General features: G+C 61.8%; 1 protein-coding gene. It reads right to left on the bottom strand.

The window, feature by feature from the left end:
- Nucleotides 1–765: 765 nt before the first annotated feature.
- Nucleotides 766–1,458, bottom strand: coding sequence for an urea ABC transporter ATP-binding subunit UrtE (gene urtE, locus VMR39_RS08540; protein WP_325415563.1), 693 nt, complete (start codon nt 1,456–1,458; stop codon nt 766–768).
- Nucleotides 1,459–1,503: the final 45 nt, after the last annotated feature.

Here is a 1,503-nt window from a genome sequence, read left to right as displayed (position 1 = left end):
CTCTACTTTGATTCGAGTGCGCTCACCGGCGCGCCGCCCCCTCGTCAACACTGTACCGAAATTTCGGTACATTAGAGGTACAGCGACCAGTTTTGACCAATTCCGACAAAATACGCCAATCTACTGATTTGAAACTGGTTTTACCTATTCCACCCTACGCTAGAATTCGCCCCATTTCCCTGTAGAAACACTGTAAATCGCCGACTCAAAATCCCCCGCCGCAAGGCGTGCCGGTTCGATTCCGGCCTCGGGCACCACGGATACATCGGCCATCGCACTACTTGCGCCAATCGCCGATGCCGTCCTATCGCAAGCGCGGCGACACATGGCGCACAGAGATCATGCCTCCGTGCAGCTGTAGCGCCCCCGGGGAGCAGTCAGCAGTTCCCCTTTTTCGCTTGGCCCGGGGGGCAGAAACCACCTCCACCCCCACCTCCACGGCTCATCCCTGGATCAACGATCACTGCTCCATCAGGCGTGTACACGGCACAGGCAGTCAATGTCGAGGCAAGAAAAACGAGAGCGGCTACTAGCTTCATGGAATTTCCTATGGATGCGGGAAGTGGAGTTTATTGCGCTCGGGCGTCGTCGAGATTTTATGTTGGTAACAAATCCCAGCGCCAGCGCAAGCCAGACAGAAGGAGCATGATCCAACGAGCGCTGATCGATATTCGGGCCGTCGCCGGAGACGCCATACATGTTCCCGCGCACCCTGATCAGCACCTGCGTGCTGCTGGCACCTGCTGCCTGCGGCGGCTCCGGTTGTCAGACCGCAATCATTTCCCGCACCCCTTGCGCATCCATGTCCGCACCCAGCCCATTGGCCACGATTTCCCCCCGGTTCATCACCCAGTACCGCTCCGCGATCGCCTTTGCGAAGTCGTAATACTGCTCGACCAGCAGCACCGTCAGTCCCATTTCGTCGACGAGGCGGCGCAGGGTCCTGCCGATTTCCTGGATGATCGAGGGCTGGATGCCTTCCGTGGGTTCGTCCAGGATCAAAAGCTGCGGCTCGCTCATCAGGGCGCGGCCGATGGCCAGTTGCTGTTGCTGGCCGCCCGAGAGGTCTCCGCCGCGCCGGGCCCGCATGTCCTTGAGTACCGGGAACAGCGCGTAGATGTGCTCGGGCACGCCGGCGGGCGCCCTGCGGCTGGCCGCCCCGACCAGCAGGTTTTCCTCGACCGTCAGGCGCGGGAAGATGTCGCGCCCCTGGGGCACGTAGGCGAGGCCGCGGGCGACGCGTTCGTAGGTGGGCAGCTTGGTGAAGGGCTGGCCGCGCCAGGCGATGGCGCCGCTTTTGGCCGGCACGACGCCCATCAGGCAGCGCAGCAGGGTGGTCTTGCCGACGCCGTTGCGGCCGAGCAGCACGGTCAGCTTGCCGTCGGGCACGGTCATGGAGACGTCGCGCAGGATGTGGCTGCCGCCGTAGAACTGGTTCAATCCTTCAATGTTCAGCATCGTCTGTTTCCCGCAAGATCAGCGTCCCAGATAGGACTCGATGAC

The organism is Sphingobium sp. (assembly GCF_035511395.1).
Lineage (GTDB): Bacteria > Pseudomonadota > Alphaproteobacteria > Sphingomonadales > Sphingomonadaceae > Sphingobium.
This window is presented reverse-complemented; position numbering and strand designations above follow the sequence as displayed.

Bases quoted from the DNA above. Each gene is read 5' to 3' on its own strand.
- urtE (WP_325415563.1), bottom strand. From the start codon at position 1,458: ATGCTGAACATTGAAGGATTGAACCAGTTCTACGGCGGCAGCCACATC.